Origin of the sequence: Nonomuraea solani (genome assembly GCF_900108335.1) — a bacterium.
Lineage (GTDB): Bacteria > Actinomycetota > Actinomycetes > Streptosporangiales > Streptosporangiaceae > Nonomuraea > Nonomuraea solani.
Window position 1 is genome coordinate 876518 of the sequence record NZ_FNVT01000003.1, and the last position, 16222, is coordinate 892739.

17 protein-coding genes are annotated in these 16222 nt (G+C 70.1%); 6 read left to right on the top strand and 11 right to left on the bottom strand.

What is annotated here, in order from left to right; translation table 11 throughout:
* Positions 1-78 precede the first annotated feature (78 nt).
* Positions 79-1506 (bottom strand): adenosylhomocysteinase, encoded by a 1428-nt coding sequence (ahcY, locus tag C4V41_RS15065; RefSeq protein ID WP_103956426.1) that lies wholly within the window; start codon positions 1504-1506, stop codon positions 79-81.
* Positions 1507-1608: 102 nt separating this feature from the next.
* Here ahcY and C4V41_RS15070 point away from each other — a divergent pair, with 102 nt between their 5' ends.
* Positions 1609-1944: a MerR family transcriptional regulator gene (locus C4V41_RS15070; RefSeq protein WP_103956427.1), complete on the top strand. Its 336-nt coding sequence runs from the start codon at positions 1609-1611 to the stop codon at positions 1942-1944.
* Here C4V41_RS15070 and C4V41_RS15075 read toward each other — a convergent pair.
* From C4V41_RS15075 to C4V41_RS15095, 5 genes are read right to left on the bottom strand one after another with little or no spacing between them, the layout of a single operon-like run.
* A complete protein-coding gene (locus C4V41_RS15075) occupies positions 1941-2870 on the bottom strand; it encodes a cation diffusion facilitator family transporter (RefSeq protein ID WP_103956428.1) in 930 nt (309 codons plus the stop codon). The two genes, C4V41_RS15070 and C4V41_RS15075, sit on opposite strands and share 4 nt — an antisense overlap.
* Positions 2871-2918: 48 nt before the next feature.
* The gene (locus tag C4V41_RS15080) at positions 2919-4025 is read right to left on the bottom strand and encodes an SIS domain-containing protein (protein WP_103956429.1); all 1107 of its coding nucleotides are present in this window, start codon (positions 4023-4025) and stop codon (positions 2919-2921) included.
* Entirely contained in the window at positions 4022-4189 is a 168-nt protein-coding gene (locus tag C4V41_RS15085; protein WP_103956430.1) for a Trm112 family protein, read from the bottom strand. Before C4V41_RS15085 ends, C4V41_RS15080 begins: the two co-directional genes overlap by 4 nt.
* Positions 4186-5535 (bottom strand): phosphomannomutase/phosphoglucomutase, encoded by a 1350-nt coding sequence (locus C4V41_RS15090; RefSeq protein WP_103956431.1) that lies wholly within the window; start codon positions 5533-5535, stop codon positions 4186-4188. Before C4V41_RS15090 ends, C4V41_RS15085 begins: the two co-directional genes overlap by 4 nt.
* A gap of 44 nt (positions 5536-5579) precedes the next feature.
* A complete protein-coding gene (locus tag C4V41_RS15095) occupies positions 5580-5948 on the bottom strand; it encodes a DUF3499 domain-containing protein (RefSeq protein WP_103956432.1) in 369 nt (122 codons plus the stop codon).
* 267 nt (positions 5949-6215) lie between these two features.
* Between C4V41_RS15095 and C4V41_RS15100 the strand changes: the two genes are divergently transcribed.
* Together C4V41_RS15100 and C4V41_RS15105 are read left to right on the top strand one after the other, a co-directional pair.
* A complete protein-coding gene (locus C4V41_RS15100) occupies positions 6216-6656 on the top strand; it encodes a metallopeptidase family protein (RefSeq protein WP_235030127.1) in 441 nt (146 codons plus the stop codon).
* An 84-nt stretch (positions 6657-6740) separates the two neighbouring features.
* The gene (locus tag C4V41_RS15105; protein ID WP_103956434.1) at positions 6741-7634 is read left to right on the top strand and encodes an NAD-dependent epimerase/dehydratase family protein; all 894 of its coding nucleotides are present in this window, start codon (positions 6741-6743) and stop codon (positions 7632-7634) included.
* Here C4V41_RS15105 and C4V41_RS15110 read toward each other — a convergent pair.
* The 4 genes from C4V41_RS15110 to C4V41_RS62935 all read right to left on the bottom strand — a co-directional run bounded on the left by C4V41_RS15110 (position 7631) and on the right by C4V41_RS62935 (position 11185).
* Positions 7631-7906, bottom strand: coding sequence for a DUF1905 domain-containing protein (locus C4V41_RS15110; protein ID WP_103956435.1), 276 nt, complete (start codon positions 7904-7906; stop codon positions 7631-7633). The two genes, C4V41_RS15105 and C4V41_RS15110, sit on opposite strands and share 4 nt — an antisense overlap.
* A gap of 13 nt (positions 7907-7919) precedes the next feature.
* The gene (locus C4V41_RS15115; RefSeq protein WP_103956436.1) at positions 7920-8303 is read right to left on the bottom strand and encodes a VOC family protein; all 384 of its coding nucleotides are present in this window, start codon (positions 8301-8303) and stop codon (positions 7920-7922) included.
* Between the two features lie 279 nt (positions 8304-8582).
* Positions 8583-8843 carry a WhiB family transcriptional regulator gene (locus C4V41_RS15120; RefSeq protein WP_020546325.1) on the bottom strand — a complete coding sequence of 87 codons (261 nt, stop codon included), beginning with the start codon at positions 8841-8843 and terminating at the stop codon, positions 8583-8585.
* A 317-nt stretch (positions 8844-9160) separates the two neighbouring features.
* Positions 9161-11185, bottom strand: coding sequence for a hypothetical protein (locus C4V41_RS62935; RefSeq protein WP_200823981.1), 2025 nt, complete (start codon positions 11183-11185; stop codon positions 9161-9163).
* A gap of 179 nt (positions 11186-11364) precedes the next feature.
* Between C4V41_RS62935 and cofD the strand changes: the two genes are divergently transcribed.
* From cofD to C4V41_RS15140, 3 genes are read left to right on the top strand one after another with little or no spacing between them, the layout of a single operon-like run.
* Positions 11365-12303: a 2-phospho-L-lactate transferase gene (cofD, locus tag C4V41_RS15130; RefSeq protein WP_103956437.1), complete on the top strand. Its 939-nt coding sequence runs from the start codon at positions 11365-11367 to the stop codon at positions 12301-12303.
* A complete protein-coding gene (locus C4V41_RS15135; RefSeq protein ID WP_103956438.1) occupies positions 12300-13607 on the top strand; it encodes a coenzyme F420-0:L-glutamate ligase in 1308 nt (435 codons plus the stop codon). Before cofD ends, C4V41_RS15135 begins: the two co-directional genes overlap by 4 nt.
* Before the next feature lie 60 nt (positions 13608-13667).
* Positions 13668-14381: a lytic polysaccharide monooxygenase gene (locus C4V41_RS15140; protein WP_103956439.1), complete on the top strand. Its 714-nt coding sequence runs from the start codon at positions 13668-13670 to the stop codon at positions 14379-14381.
* A 31-nt stretch (positions 14382-14412) separates the two neighbouring features.
* Here the strand turns inward: C4V41_RS15140 and C4V41_RS15145 are convergent, their stop codons facing one another.
* On the bottom strand, positions 14413-16164 hold the full coding sequence (locus C4V41_RS15145; RefSeq protein ID WP_235030128.1) for a substrate-binding and VWA domain-containing protein: 1752 nt from the start codon (positions 16162-16164) through the stop codon (positions 14413-14415).
* Between the last annotated feature and the right edge of the window lie 58 nt (positions 16165-16222).

A 16222-nucleotide genomic window follows, 5' to 3' on the forward strand; every position in this document is an offset into this window, starting at 1 on the left:
GCGCCTTTGGTGCCGGAGGGCGTGGCTTGCCGTAAAGGAATGCTCCGAGAGGCGCGGAGGCCCCTCGGAGCATTTTTCTTAGTACCGGTAGTGCTCGGGCTTGTACGGGCCCTCGACGTGGACGCCGATGTAGGCGGCCTGCTCCTTGGTCAGCTCGGTGAGCTTCACGCCCAGAGCGTCGAGGTGCAGGCGGGCGACCTTCTCGTCCAGGTGCTTCGGCAGCGTGTAGACCCCGATCGGGTATTCGGAGGTCTTGGCGAACAGCTCGATCTGCGCGATCACCTGGTTGGTGAACGAGTTGGACATGACGAAGCTGGGGTGGCCGGTCGCGCAGCCCAGGTTCATCAGGCGGCCCTCGGCGAGGACGAGGATCGAGTGCCCGTCCTCGAAGACCCACTCGTCGACCTGCGGCTTGATGTTGTTCTTCACGATGCCGGGCTGCTTGGCCAGGCCGGCCATGTCGATCTCGTTGTCGAAGTGGCCGATGTTGGACACGATCGCCTGGTGCTTCATCCGCGCCATGTGAGCGGCGGTGATGATGTTGAAGTTGCCCGTGGTGGTGACGAAGATGTCGGCGATGCCGACGACGTCCTCCAGCGTGGTCACCTGGAAGCCGTCCATGGCCGCCTGGAGCGCGCAGATCGGGTCGATCTCCGTGACGATGACGCGGGCGCCCTGGCCGCGCAGCGCGTCGGCACAGCCCTTGCCGACGTCGCCATAGCCGCAGACCACGGCCACCTTGCCGCCGATCAGCACGTCGGTGGCGCGGTTGAGGCCGTCGATGACGGAGTGGCGGCAGCCGTACTTGTTGTCGAACTTCGACTTGGTGACCGAGTCGTTGACGTTGATCGCCGGGAAGAGGAGCTGGCCGTTCTTGTGCATCTCGTAGAGACGGTGCACGCCGGTCGTGGTCTCCTCGGTGACGCCCTTGATGCTCTCAGCGATCTTGGTCCACCGCTTGTCGGCGCCGACCGTGCGGGTGAGCAGGTCGATGATGACGTGCCACTCCTCCGGGTCGTCGGCGGTGGCGGCGGGGACGGCCCCGGCCTTCTCGTATTCGGCGCCCTTGTGGACCAGCAGCGTCGCGTCGCCGCCGTCGTCGAGGATCATGTTGGGGGCCTCACCGTTGGGCCAGGTCAGCGCCTGCTCGGTGCACCACCAGTATTCCTCCAGGGTCTCGCCCTTCCACGCGAACACCGGAACACCCTGCGGGTTCTCGACGGTGCCGTTGGGGCCGACGACCACCGCGGCGGCGGCGTGGTCCTGCGTGGAGAAGATGTTGCAGCTCACCCAGCGGATCTCGGCGCCGAGCGCCACCAGCGTCTCGATGAGGACGGCGGTCTGGATGGTCATGTGCAGCGAGCCCATGATCTTCGCGCCGCGGAGGGGCTGGGAGGCCGCGTATTCCTTGCGGATTGCCATGAGGCCGGGCATCTCGTGCTCGGCGAGCCGGATCTCCTTGCGGCCGAAGTCGGCAAGTGAAAGGTCGGCGACCTTGAAGTCCATCGGGTTTCCCCTCGCGTCGGATGGTTGTCCGCCGACGAGTTTAGGCGCCCCTGAGAGGCGGACGCACCCCGAGGACGCGGAATCTGACGTAAGAATGTAAGAATGCGCATCACGGAAGCGGCCAAGCGGCTCGGCATGTCCCCACGAATGCTCCGATACCGGGAGGCACTCGGCCTGCTGCCGCCTGTCCGCGAGCAGGGGGCGCACCGGCGCTTCGGCCCCGAGGAGCTGGCCGCGGTGGGGCAGGGGGTCGAGCTGGAGAAGCGGTTCGACGTCTCACCGGCGGAGCTCGCGTTCGCGCTCCGGGTGCTGAGCGAGCCCGCCGTGGCGGCGGCCGTCAGAGATCTGGGGGTGCGGATCGGGCGCATCCAGGTGCCGCGCAGGGCCCTCGACTTCGAGAAGGAGAAGGCCCTGCGGCTGCTGCGCGGCTCTCGTTAGGCGGTGGTGGTCTTGGACGACCGGTCGAGGTCGGGCTCCAGGTAGATCACCCGGGCGATGGGCACGGCCTCGCGGATCCGGCGCTCGGCCTCGTCGATGCCGCGCGCCACCTCACTCGCCGTGTCGTCGTGGTTGACCGCGATCTTGGCGCCCACCAGCAGCTCCTCCGGGCCGAGGTGCAGCGTGCGCATGTGGATGATCCGGTCGACCTCGGGCGTGCTCTCCAGCGCCTTGCGGATCCGCTCCTCGTCCTCGGGCGTGGCACCCTCGCCGACCAGCAGCGACTTGGTCTCAAGGGCGAGCACGATCGCGATGATGGCCAGCAGCACACCGATCATGACGGTGCCGATGCCGTCCCAGCGGCCGTTCCCGGTGATGACCGCCATCGTCACGCCGAACAGCGCGAAGATCAGGCCGAGCAGCGCGCCCAGGTCTTCCAGCACGATCACGGGCAGCTCGGGTGACTTGGAACGGCGGATGAAGGAGATCCACGACTGGTTGCCGCGTACCGCGTTGGACTCCTTGATCGCCGTCCTGAACGAGAACGACTCGGCGATGATCGCGAAGATCAGCACGCCGAACGCCCAGATCGGCTGCTCCACCGCATGCGGTGCGGTGATCTTGTGAATGCCCTCGTAGAGCGAGAACGCCGCGCCGATCGTGAACAGCACCACGGCCACCACGAACGCGTAGAAATAGCGCTCACGGCCGTAGCCGAAAGGGTGCTCCTTGGTGCTGGCCCGGGCCGCTCGCTTGCCGCCCACCAGCAGCAGCACCTGGTTGCCCGAGTCGGCGACCGAGTGAATGCCCTCCGCCAGCATCGAGGACGACCCGGTGAAGACCGCGGCCACGAACTTGGCCACGGCGATGGCCAAGTTCGCGGTCAATGCCGCAACAATCGCTTTGGTTCCGCCGCTCGCGCTCACCGGTCTGCTCCACTCTTAAAGATCTAGTACATACGCCAAAAAGCGATCCTATTGGGAAATTCTGGCCTTTACCTCAGTGATCGCCGACACAGGGGTGGGATCGATGGCGTATCCCAGTGCGAGATAGGTGCTGGCATAGTCGCCGAGCCCGATGAGGCCGGCCATGCGCTCCAGCGGATGTGTGCCTTCGGCCAGCAGCTCGGTGACCGGAACGTCGCGTTCGCGCGCCAGCCGTAGCGACGCCTCGCGCCGCCGCGTCACCTGGGGGTGCTCCTCGACGTCGCGCAGGACCACGAGCCGCAGCGTGCGCCCGCTGGTGTCGGCGAAGATGTCGCGCTCGGCCATCGGCCCGTCGAACGCCTCCATCTGGTGGTGGCCGACCTCGGGCAGCTCTCCCCACATCGCGGGATATTTCGCGTTCGTGTGGAGCTGACAGGCCAGCCGGTACGCCGCCACGGCCGCCGACGGCGACGACCCCCAGATCATCGGCACGGTCTCGGCCAGATCGGCCGCCAGCGCCTTGCCCGGATTGATGAACGACTCGCTGGACGGCCGGCACCGGTTCGCCATGTCCTCCAGCGACTTGGCCACCCGCTCGAACAGGTCCGCGTCGGCCGGCACCAGCCGCAGCGCGGCGGCCGCCACGATCAGCGGCACGGTCAGCAGCCAGAGGTCGGCCCTGGACGCGCCGGTGACCGGCACCGGCACGTAGACCGCCGACGCCTGGGTGGCGATGGCCTCCAGCGGCGAGCCGGGGGCGCCGACGCCGAGCAGCGTGCAGCCGCGCCGCACCGCCTGGGTGGCGACGGCCAGGGTCTCCTCGGTGTCGCCCGCGCCGGAGACGGCGATGACCAGGTCAGTGGCGCCGACCCAGCCGGGGAGCTGGTAGGAGCGCACGGTCACGATGGGCAGCGGCGCGCCGTTGCCGGCCACCGCCGCCAGGATGTCGCCGGCGATGCCGGAGGCGCCCATGCCCGCCACCACGATGGCCCGCGGGCGGCCCTGCGCGGCCAGGCGGTCCACGCGGGCCTCGATGGCGGCGCGGTAGCCGGTGCGCACGTGAGCCGCGGAGGCGGCGACCGCGGGCAGCATGCCACCGGGGTCGCCCTCGCTGAGGTGACGCTGGTCGTCGAGCCGCTCCGGCTCCCAGGTCACGGCTTCCTGGCCTCGTCGACGAGCAGGACGGGGATGTCATCCCGGACCGGGTAGATCAGGCCGCAGCCCGTGCAGACCAGCTCCTCGGCCTCGCTCTCGGCCTGCAGGGGAGCCTTGCACGCCGGGCAGGCCAGGATCTCAAGCAGCCAGTCGTCGATCTTCACTCTGACACCTTTCCCACAATGGCGAGGACCTCGTCCCTGATCGCCGTCATCTTGCTCTCGTCGGCCGCCTCGGCGTTCAGCCTGAGCAGCGGCTCGGTGTTGGAGGCCCGCAGGTTGAACCACCAGCCGGGCCCGGTCACGGTCAGCCCGTCGAGCTCGTCGAACTCGCCCCTGCCCGCGAACTCCTCCCGCACACGGCGCAGCGCCTCGCCCTGGTCGGACACCGCGCTGTTGATCTCGCCGGAGGCGTGGTAGCGCGAGTAGACGCCGGCCACCTCCGACAGCGACCGCTCCTGCTCCCCCAGGGCGGCCAGCACGTGCAGGGCGGCCAGCATCCCGGAGTCGGCGAACCAGAAATCCCTGAAGTAGTAGTGAGCCGAGTGCTCACCGCCGAACACGGCGCCCGTCCGCGCCATCTCGGCCTTGATGAACGAGTGCCCCACCCGCGTCCGCACGGGCACGCCGCCGTGCTCGCGCACGATCTCGGGCACGCCGTGCGAGGTGATCAGGTTGTGGATGACCGTGGCGCCCGGGTCCTTGGCCAGCTCGCGGACCGCGACCAGGGCCGTGATCACCGACGGCGAGACGGACCGCCCGCGCTCGTCGATCACCCAGCACCGGTCGGCGTCGCCGTCGAAGGCCAGCCCGAGGTCGGCGCCGCTCTCGACGACGGCCCGCTGCAGGTCGACGAGGTTGCCCGGCTCCAGCGGGTTGGCCTCGTGGTTGGGGAACTCGCCGTCCAGCTCGAAGTAGAGCGGGACCAGCTCGATCGGCAGCCCCTCGAACACGGCCGGCACGGTGTGCCCGCCCATCCCGTTGCCCGCGTCGACGACCACCTTGAGCGGCCGGATGCCCCGCAGGTCGACCAGCGTGCGCAGGTGGTCGGCGTAGCCCTTCAACAGGTCCTTCTCGACCACCGAGCCGCCCGGCGTGACCGGCTCGCCGACCAGCTCGGCGGCCCGGTCGCGGATCTCCGTGAGCCCGGTGTCACCGCCGATCGGCACGGCACCCGACCGGCACATCTTCATGCCGTTGTAGCGGGCCGGGTTGTGGCTGGCGGTGAACATCACGCCCGGCAGCCCGAGGCTGCCGCTGGCGTAGTAGAGCAGATCGGTGGAGCCCAATCCGGCGTGTACGACGTCAGCGCCGCGCGAACGGGCACCACGGACGAACGCGTCGGAAAGCGGCGCCGACGACGCCCGCATGTCGTGTGCGACCACGACCGACTCGGCTCCGGTGATCTCGACGAAGGCCGCCCCAACGGCCTCGGCGGTCGGCTCGTCGAGCTCGTCGGGAACCACCCCGCGAACGTCGTACGCTTTGAAGATCTTGGCGAGGTCGCCCACTCTCCAGCTCCGCCCTTAGGTCGTTTCCTCCGTTGAAAACGAGCCTACCGGTCACGATGCTGCTGGGCCGACCTCAGAACGCGCAGGTGCCCCCGGCGGCCGACCTCGACGCCTTGACCGACCGGTTCACCGCTGCCCGAGGGCGTCGGCCGGGCGGCCTCCCTGACCGCGTTGGCCAGCGCTTCGAGATCGTCAGAACTGGGCGAGGCACCGTCCGACGGCAGCCGCACCACCTCCCAGCCGCGGGGGGCGGTCAGTCGCTCGGCGTGTTCGGCGCACAGGTCATAACAGTGTGGCTCCGCGTACGTCGCCAGAGGGCCGAGAACAGCGGTCGAGTCGGCGTATACGTACGTGAGCGTGAAGACGGCAGGCTGACTGCAAGCGGTGCGGGAACAGCGGCGGACGGGGCTCACGGAGGGACCGTATCTGGTAAGAGTGCGAGGCGCCACTATCTGGGCACTCTTAACGAGCGTGTCGCCACAATTCGGACACCTGTCGCAGCCTTTCCACCCACATGCCCCGGTAGGCCCCGTCCCTGGGTTCCCAAGCCCTCCGCCCTTCCTCCGACTTCCCGCCTCACCACGCGCTCAACCCCCTGACTTTCCGGACAGTTCCGCCGGCCTCGCATGCCCGCGGTTCGTGGAGCCGGGCGGCGGGGGCGCCCCCGTACACTTGCTGACGTGAATCCCAAGCGCGGTCCCCGACGGCGCGATCGCCACGGTCGCGGTCTCCGTGGCCCGCTCGCCCCCTCCCACGTCCCCATGGCCAAGGCCCGCAGCGAACGCTTCGACGACCTGGTCCTCGACGCGGTCGACCGGCTCAGGCCGCGGTGGGAGAAGCAGTTGTCGGCGGTGGAGTTCGCGGTGGAGGAGGTGCCGCCGCTGAGCGAGCTCGGTGACGGTCCGCAACTGGGCACCGACCCGATCCCCTTCGGCCGCGCCGACGCCGCCAGCGGCGGGTCGCCGGCGTCGGTGGTCGTCTACCGGCGGCCACTGGAGGCCAGGGCCCGCGACCGCGACACCCTCGGCGCCATGGTCCACGACACGGTGGTGGAACAGGTCGCCAATCTGCTCGGCCTGACTCCGGAAACGGTCGACCCCGGCTACGACGACCGCCGCTGACCGTTTGCCGTTCCGGCAAATAACTTTGCCGCCCGCGCAGTCCGTCCCGAGGATGGTCCTCCATCCAGCGAACAGGACATTCCCATGCGCGTCTTCGTCACCGGGGCGACCGGCCTCATCGGCGGCACCGTCGCCCTGCGCCTGATCCAGGCCGGCCACACCGTCACGGGCCTCGTCCGCGACCCCGCCAAGGCCCGGCCCCTCGCCGACCTGGGCGTCCACCCCGTTTCCGGCACCCTGGACGACACCGATCTGCTCACTGACCAGGCCACCCGCGCCGACGCCGTCGTCAACGCCGCCGACAGCGACCACCGCGGCGCCGTCGAGACCCTGATCGCCGCCCTCGCCGGCACCGGCAAGGCCCTGATCCACACCAGCGGCACCGGCATCGTGGCCACCGGCACCACCGGCGAACGGTCGGAGGACGTCTTCACCGAGGACGTCCTCGACTCGGGCTGGACGCCCGACCATCCCATCCGCCAGGCCCGGGTGGCCATCGACCGTCTGGTCCTGTCCGCCCGGGACGTCCGCTCCGTGGTGCTCTGCAACAGCCTGGTGTACGGGAGGGGCCACGCTCTGGCCCGCGACAGCGTACTGATCGCCGCGCTGGTCAGACAGGCCCGCTCCGGCGGCGCCCGCCACGTCGGGCCCGGCACCAACCTGTGGTCGAACGTCCACGCCGACGACCTGGCCGACCTCTACCTGCTCGCCCTGGAGCAGGCCCCTCCCGGCACGTTCGCCTTCGCGGAGGCGGGCGAGGAGTCCTTCGGCGCCATGGCCGGGGCCATCGCCCGCGCCCTCGGTCTCCCCGCCCCGCGGCCGTGGGACCCGGACGCCCCTGACAACGTCTGGGACCCGCAGTTCGCCAGGCACGCCCTGGGCTCCAACAGCCGCGTAAGCGGCACCCGCGCCCGCGACCTCCTCGGCTGGCGTCCCCGGCACCACTCGATCACCGGCTGGCTCGCCACCGCGTTCTAGATCCGTTCGCTCAGGTGAACCGTGACGCTGTCCCCGGGTCCCTTTCCGATCAGCTCGCGTACGTCGCCCTTCACGGGCAGCTTGTGCGTGCCGTCCCCCAGGGCCATGAAGGAGCTCTGGAACGGCCGCCCATCGATCGTCCCCCGCACCTTCACCAGCCCCCGCGTACCGAAGAACTCGGCGGACCCCGGCATCACGACATATGTCCATCCGCCCTTGTTCGGACTCCGCACCAGCGTGGCGGTGAATTCCTTGTCCAGCACCTGACCCATGGTCGTCACGCTCCTATTCGACGATCTCAAGACCGTTGCCGTCGGGGTCGCGCAGCGCGAACATCGGCGGCACGCCCTCCCACCGCGGCAACTCCCCCACGTCGACCCCGCGCTCGCTCAGCTCCTTGTGCAGCGACGCGGCGTCGGCCACGCTGAGCCGGATCCCCGTCTCGACCCCGGCCGCCACACCGGGCTTCGCCGGAACGAGCGCGATCGAGGTCGCGGCCCCCGACGGCGCCACCTCGATCCACCGCCCGCCGAGTTGCTCGACCGGGGCGTCGAGCCGCTTGTCCAGGCCCAGGACGTCCACGTAGAACGCGAGGGCACGATCCTGGTCGGTGACCGGGACTCCGATGGTTCTGATGGCGTTGATCGCGGTAGTCACTTGCCCGCCCACTTCTGGTCTCCTTCTGCTCACTGAGTTGGACTCGTGAGACCGGGAAAACTCATCGCGGAAACCAGACGACTACCGTGTGAGATGTCGAAGGTACGTTCCGTTACGGACGTCGGCGTAAGAGGGCTGCATGTGACCTCACCGAACAGGCGAAAAGGGTCACACGGGTGCCCGTGTGACCCTCCCACCTCCTCTATGTGCAAGAAACCCGCTCGCCAGAGCGCCGCCCGTGGTCACGACCACGGCGACGGCCCGGAGGGGCTTCTCATCGACCTCAATCGCCTAAACGGCCTGGCGCTTGATCCGTCTGCGCTCCCGCTCGGACAGCCCACCCCAGATGCCGAACCGCTCATCGTGCTCGAGTGCGTATTCGAGGCACTCGGCACGGACTTCGCACGATCGGCAGACCTTCTTGGCCTCTCGGGTGGAGCCGCCCTTCTCCGGGAAGAACGCTTCCGGATCCGTCTGCGCGCACAACGCGCGCTCCTGCCAGCCAAGTTCTTCAGCGTCAAGCTGATCCTGTGCGATGACCGGATCGGTCACTGCACACCTCCCTGCCGCCCGCCCGCAATGGAGCCCCCCATGGACGCCTTCCTTCGTACCCACCCACTGGAAGGCGTAACAACATGGTTGTAATTACACGCGTGTGCCGCACGTGGCGTCAAGCGGCATGCGGGTATCCGGGGAAAGACCAGATCTCGCCCCGGTGTGCTCGGCATGTGATGTTCGCACCGGGCAGACGCCTGTAAACAGGGCGCCGGCCTGGGTTGTGCAACGCTGTCAGCGGTCGGAACCGTACCAGGGCGGTATAGACGCCCGCCCGTGGCCCACCTTCTCTCTAGCCGTTCATTGCCGGTCCGTTACCTGCGTGGCTCATTGGGGGTGTATATGGCTGTTGGGTCGATCGGGTCGTCGCCGGGACGCCGCTGGTCGCCGCCGAAGCCCTGTCCGCCCTGGAAAGCCGTGGGGTCGAGCCGCATCGTCGACTCCTGCGCGTCCTGCCAGCTCGGCGCGGCGGTCCCGTGGGTGGGCTGGTACTGGCCCTGCTGGGGCTCGTACCCGCCGCCCTGCTGCGGGTGGCCGAACGGGTCGTCGAACTGCCTGCCGGGCTGGCTGGTGTAGTCGGGCACCCGCAGGTCCGGCTGCTGGCCGCCATTGGAGTGCTGGTAGGTCTCCGCCTGCTGGTAGGCGTCCATGAGCTGCTGCGAGCGCGGGTCCACGGGCGGGTCCGGCTCCTGGTACGCGGCCGGGGTCGCGTATTCGTGACCCGAGTAGCCCGTGAACGGCTGCCCGCCCTGCTGCTGACCGCCCTGCTGCTGGCCGCCCTGTTGCTGGTCGAACGCGTTCTGGCCGAAGAACGGCGGCTGCTGCTGACCGTAGGGGGGCTGGTCGGCCTGCGGGTACGGGACGCTCGGGGCGGTTTCCCCCGTCGGGTACGCCTGCTGCTCGTACACCGGGGCCGCGAAGGCGTTGGGCGAGGTGTCGGCCGGGGGCGCGTACGGGCTGGGCTGCTCCGCCTGCGGCGCGTACGGGTTGGGCTGGTCGTTCGCGGGGGGCGGCGCGTACGGGTTGGGGGCCGGCGTGTTGTACAGGTGCGGCTGGCTGTCCGCCGGGACGTACGGGGCGGGGGTGTACTCGCCGGCGGGCGGAGTGGAGTAGTCCGGGACCGAAGGCACCGAGGGCGCCGTGTCGGCGGGGGTGTAGGGCGACGGCGCGAAGCCGGAGTCCTGGCCGAAGCCCTGCGGCGCGAAGGCCGCGTCGGGCTGCTGCTGGTCGGAGGGGGCGGCGGGCAGCGCGCCCCTGATCGGCTGCGGCGGCCCGTAGGGGGCCACCTGCGGCTCGGGCTGACCACCGAAGCTCGGCGGCTGCTGCCCATAACCGGGTTGCTGACCGTAACCAGGCTGGTCCTGGCCGATGCCGGGCTGCTGGTCGAAACCGGAGCCGGGCTGCTGGTCGAAGCCGGAGTTGGGCTGGTGGCCGTAACCAGGCTGGTCCTGCCCGAAGCCGGGCTGCTGGCCTGAGGGCGGCTGCTGACCATAACCGGGCTGCTGGCCCGAGGGCGGCTGCTGGCCGTAGCCGGGCTGCGGACCGGCGGGAAACTGCTGGCCCGACGGGGGCTGCTGGCCGTAGCCGGGCTGCTGGCCGGTGGGGGGCTGCTGGCCATAGGCCCCGGGGTGCTCCTGCTGCCCGGAAGGAGGCTGCTGACCGTAACCGGGCTGCGGACCGGCGGGGGGCTGCTGGCCGTGCGCGGCGGGCTGGTCCTGGCCGTAACCCGGCTGCGGGCCGGCAGGGGGCTGGCCGTAAGGCTGGTCCTGGCCGTAGCCGGGCTGCGGGCCCGCGGGAGGCTGGCCATAGGCGCCGTCCTGGCCGGGCTGCTGGCCGTACTGCTGCGACGGCCCGTCGAAGAACCCGCCACCCTGCTGCTGGCCGAACTGTCCGTGGTAGACCTGCGCGGCCGGCCGCTCCGGCATGATCGAGGGAAGAAGGTAGACCAGGGCGATGGCGGTCAGCGCCAGTGCGGGCACGCCGAGCAGCACGTACTCGATCGTGGCGCGGATGGAGCCCCCGGCGAACAGGCCGAGCACGAGCGACAGCAGACCGAACACCGCCGCCAGCACCAGTCCGGCAACCGCGCCGTACGTGATCGGCTTGGCCTTGGGCGACGGCTCGCCGACCTTGGTGACGAGCAGCACCGACCCCAGCAGCAATGCCGTCACGACCGGATTCGTCAGGCTTGAGAAGTTCGACGCCGCACGTTCCATGAAGGACAAGCTGGACGCGTCAATCAATATGCGGCCGATCGACAGCACCACGGTCAGCAATCCGGTAACGAGCATGATCCAGGCACCGGGCTCTCTCAGCCGGGTGACGTCAAATTTGCTCACAACTACCCCCATCGGACCCTTTAGCCCGAAGGGAGTTTGCCACATCGCCGACTCGCCCGGCGGGAGTCCCAGGAACCTCTTGCATATCAAAACGCCCCATACCTGGAAGATCTCCCTACCAAATAGGGGAAAACCACTCCCAAGTGGGGGTTGTCACAGCCCGGTGAAAGACTGGTCACATGCACATCGTGTCACTCGCCGGCGGCATCGGCGGCGCTCGCTTCCTGCGTGGCCTGCGCGCCGCCGCGCCAGACGCCTCGATCACCGTCATCGGCAACACGGGTGACGACATCACCCTTTTCGGCCTGCGGGTCTGCCCCGACCTCGACACCGTGATGTACACCCTGGGCAACGGCATCGACGAGGAACAGGGCTGGGGCCGGGCCAAGGAGTCCCACGTCGTCAAGGAAGAGCTGGCCGCGTACGGCGTGGAGCCGCAGTGGTTCGGGCTCGGCGACCGCGACTTCGCCACCCACATCGTCCGCTCGCAGATGCTGGAGGCCGGATACCCGCTCTCGCAGATCACCGAGGCGCTCTGCGCCCGCTGGCAACCGGGCGTGCGGCTGCTGCCGATGACCGACGACCGCTGTGAGACCCACGTCGTGGTCGAGGACGAGCAGGGCAAGCGCGCGATCCACTTCCAGGAGTGGTGGGTGCGGCTGCGCGCCTCCGTCCCCGCCCGGTCGTTCGCGCTGGTGGGGGCCGACACCGCCAAGCCGGCGCCGGGCGTGCTGGAGGCGATCGAGCAGGCCGACCTGGTGATCCTGCCGCCGTCCAACCCGGTCGTGAGCATCGGCACGATCCTGCAGGTCCCGGGCATCCGCGAGGCCCTGCTGCCCAAGACCGTGGTCGGCGTCTCGCCGATCATCGGCGGCGCGCCCGTCAGGGGCATGGCCGACGCCTGCCTGACGGCCATCGGGGTGGAGACGACCGCGCAGGCCGTCCTGGAGCTGTACGGCTCAGACCTCATCGACGGCTGGCTGGTGGCCGAGGAGGACGAAGGGGTCGCCCTCGACGGCGTCCGCGTGCTCGCCCGCCCGATCCTCATGCACGACGCCGACGCCGCGGCCGACATCGCCCGCACCACCCTCGACCTCGCCCAGGAGCTGTCCGGATGACCACCCCCGACGCCGCCGCCGGACCCTCCCCCGCCCCTCAGCGGATCGAAGTGATCGCCGTGACCGGCCTCGGCGAGGTGCGGCCGGGCGACGACGTGGCGGCCCTGCTGCGAGCCGCCGGGCCGCTGCTCGACGGCGACATCGTGGTCGTCACCTCCAAGATCGTGAGCAAGGCGGAGGGCCGGGTCCGGCACGCGCCCGACCGCGCCAAGGCCATCGAGGAGGAGACCGAGCGCGTGGTCGCCAGGCGCGGCGACACCGTCATCGCCCAGACCAGGCACGGCTTCGTCATGGCCGCCGCCGGCGTCGACGCCTCCAACACCGAGCCCGGCACCGTGCTGCTCCTGCCGGAAGACTCCGACGCCTCGGCCAGGCGCATCAGGGCGGGCCTCGGCGGGCGGGTGGGCGTGATCGTGTCCGACACGTTCGGGCGCCCGTGGCGCCACGGGCTCACCGACGTGGCCATCGGCGCGGCCGGGGTGCGCCCGCTCGACGACTTCCGCGGCACCGCCGACTCCTACGGCAACCAGCTCAGCGCCACGGTCACGGCGCTGGCCGACGAGATCGCGAGCGCGGCCGAGCTGGTCAAGGGCAAGCTCGACGGCGTGCCGGCGGCGATCGTGCGCGGGCTGGCCCACCTGGTCACCGAGGACGACGGGCCAGGGGTCAGGCCGCTGGTGCGACCGGCCGACGAAGACCTGTTCCGCTACGGGTCGCGCGACGTGGTGTTCGCCCGCCGTACGATCAGGGAGTTCTCCGACCGGCCCGTCGATGCCGCGGCGGTGCGGCGGGCGGTCGCGGCGGGCATCGCGGCGCCCGCGCCGCACCACACGACGCCGTGGCGGTTCGTGCTGCTGGAGTCGCCGGAGACCAGGACGAAGCTGCTCGACGCCATGCGCGACGCGTGGATCGATGACCTGCGCGGCGACGCGTTCACCGAGCAGTCGATCGCCAAGCGGGTCAGGCGGGGCGACGTGCTGCGCGACGCGCCCTATCTGGTCGTGCCGTGCCTGGTCATGGAGGGCTCGCACACCTACAGGGACGATCGGCGCAACGCCTCGGAGCGGGAGATGTTCGTCGTGGCGACCGGCGCCGGGGTGGAGAACTTCCTGATCCAGCTCGCCGTCGAAGGGCTCGGCTCGGCGTGGGTGTCGTCCACGATGTTCTGCCGCCCGGTCGTCCGCGAAGTGCTCGACCTGCCCGAGTCGTGGGATCCGATGGGCTGCGTGGCCATCGGGCACGCCGCCGCGCCGCCTCGTGACCGGGCGCCGCGCGATCCGGATGATTTCATCCTCACCCGCTGATTTACCGTTAGGAAAGTTTCCTTTACATTCGGGTCATCCCCCCATGTAAAGGAGCTCCTCATGCGAAGGATGCTCACGTCAATCACCGTGGTGGTGATAGCGGTCGCCACCACGGTCTTCAACACGACGCCGGCGTACGCCCATGGCTACGTCAATTCGCCCCCGAGCCGGCAGGCGAACTGCGCCCAGGGCAAGGTGCCCGACTGCGGCAACATCATCTACGAGCCGCAGAGCGTCGAAGGGCCGAAGGGGCTGCGTAGCTGCCACGCCAACCTGGGCCAGTTCGCCCAGCTCAGCGACGAGAGCAAGCCGTGGCCCCGGGCCTCGGTCGGCAGCACGGTGACCTTCACCTGGACGTTCACCGCCAGGCACGCGACCTCCACCTTCGAGTACTACATCGGCAACACGCTGCTGAAGTCGGTCGCGGGCAACAACCAGCAGCCGGCGCCGACGGTCTCGCACCCGGTCAGCCTGTCGGGCTTCTCGGGGCGGCAGAAGGTGCTGGCCGTCTGGAACATCTCCGACACGGCCAACGCCTTCTACTCGTGCGTCGACCTGCAGATCGGTGGCGGTGGCGGCGGCCCGAACCCCACGCCCACCCCGACGCCGACCGTGAACCCGCCCCAGCCTTCCGGCACGTGGAAGGCCGGTACGGCGTACGCGATCGGTAACACGGTGACCTACAACGGCGCCTCGTACCGCTGCATCCAGGCGCACACCGCCCTCGCGGGGTGGGAGCCGCCGAACGTGCCGGCACTCTGGCAACGCAGCTAAAAACAAAGGGGGCGCTCCGGCGCCCCCTTCCTCATGAGGTCGCCGGTTTGCAGGTCGGGTGGCAGAGCCTGCGAGCCAGGGCGGCCAGGAAGACGTCGATGATCTCGCCCGGCTCCTGGGCCTCGTGCAGCGACCCGTTCGTGGCGGCCGTGATCTGCGACAGGCCCGCCCGGTCGACGCCCTTGCCGAACGCGATGATGACGATCTGGACGGGCCGATCCGGGTTCCACTCGCGGCGCAGCCGGTCCAGGAGCTGCGCCAGGTTCGTGCCCTTGCCGTCGTCGCGGCCGGACGTGATCACCAGGACCGTGTTGTTCATCTCCTCGCGGTAGTCGCCCGACACCTTGCGGAACCCGCTGAGGATCGAGTCGTAGAGCGAGCTGTCCAGCTTGGGATGGGCGGCGATCGTCGAGGTCAGCTCTTCCAGCCGGCTCTTGCGGATGATCTGCCCGGTCTCCGGCTCGCCGATCGGGCCGAGGCCGACGTGCTGCCGGAAGCCCTTGATGCCGCCCACCTTGTCGGCAAACTCCCACAGGCCCATGTGCGTGGTCACCGGGAAGAGCTGGAGCCCGATCTTGGCCGCGGCCAGCGCCACGGCGACCCTGCTGGTGCCGTTCAGCGGCTCGGCCATGTGCTTGGAGGTGTCGGCCAGCACGAGGATGTTCGTCGGCGGGGCCAGCCTGCTCCAGGCGCGCAGCGCCTCGTCGATGTCCTGCGGCGAGACCGAGGCCCTGGTCTTGGGCGTCTCGGCGGGGATCTGCGGGCCGGGCGAGATCGGGCCCTGGGCGCCGTCGCCCGACCTGAACCCGGCCTTGCGCACGATCTCCTGCGCCTGCGCGCCCTTCAGCCAGCTCGCGAAGACGGTGGACGCCTCGGCGACCGCCGGGTCGGTGGCGGTGACGACGTACGGGTAGTCGAGGTTGATCGTGCCCTCGCGCGGATGCAGCGCCACGACCGGGTCCGCCGACGGGCGCAGGTTGTGGTTCCACACCGACTGCTCGGGGACGATGACGACGGGACGCCGCCAGAACGTCCGGTCGTCCACGGCGCTCAGCATGCTGCGGTAGTCGGGCGCCGACCCGGCCTGCGCCCACCGGACGAACGCGGTCAGCGCCTTGTCCGCGTCGGGCCCGGTGCCGACGACGTCGCGGGCCGCGGCCACGGTCGCGATGCCGGCCCCGGCCAGGGACGGGTCGGGCACGCGTACGACGTCGGGCTCGTCGTCGGTGGGCGTCAGCCGCCCGCGCACGGTCGAGGGGAAGACCATCCGCCAGTTCATCTCGGTCTTGCCCACGGAGAAGCGCTGCGCCAGCGACGAGCGGGTGGCGAACACCAGCGGCGACGTGGCCACCACGCTCTCCCCGGCGGGCAGCGCGCTCGCGCCCTGCTGGCGGGCCAGCCTGATCCAGGCCGAGGAGTCAGCGATCCAGCCGTCGGGCCGCTCGCGCAGCACGCCCGCCCGGTCGCCGATCAGCGTGCGTAAGACCGTCGCCGGCGGCTGCTCGGTCACCTGGACCAGCACGCAGCGCCCGCCGGCCGACGTCTTCGTCTCGTTGAACCGGTCTGCGGCCTCCATGACCGCCGGGGCCACATCGACCGCGGCGGCCACGTTGACCAGAACAGGCTCTCGTGTGGTGCACAGCACGCCGCCGCCGCCGAAGAGCACGACGAGCCCGGCCGCGACGATGGCCACGGCCGTCAGCCCCGCCAGCATGCCGCGCTGCAACGCCTTCCTGCGCCGCTGCTCAGGGGGCAGCGCGGCACGGTGCCGTCCCAACCGCACGGTGAACCTTCCTCCAGAGGGAGTGACGATTCTTCCAGCGTCTCCCATGGCGGGCGCA